Raw genomic sequence first — 287 nt, forward strand, 5'->3', positions numbered from 1 at the left:
CCGCCCTGGATCGTCACTTCGCGCAAAGGCGTGTAGCCGGCCTCTTTCGTCACGCGGTTGATCACGCCGCCTCCGCCGCCGCGGCCGAAGATCATCGCGTTCGGTCCCTTCAAAGCTTCCACGCTTTCGAGATTATAGAGGTCGCGATAATACTGCACGTCATCGCGCACACCGTTGACAAAGAAGTCCGCGGACGTACTGTTGCCGCGGATAATCAATTGGTCGCGGTTGTTCTCGCCCTGGTGCGAACTGACGCCTGGAACGTAGCGCACCACGTCGGCCATGCT

1 protein-coding gene is annotated in these 287 nt (G+C 60.3%); it reads right to left on the bottom strand.

The features are described 5' to 3' along the window. Positions 1–287, bottom strand: a 287-nt coding sequence (locus RMT89_RS42315; protein ID WP_315889078.1) for a TonB-dependent receptor plug domain-containing protein, incomplete at both ends; no start/stop codon positions are given.

Origin of the sequence: Streptomyces sp. P17 (assembly GCF_032436805.1) — a bacterium.
Lineage (GTDB): Bacteria > Actinomycetota > Actinomycetes > Streptomycetales > Streptomycetaceae > Streptomyces.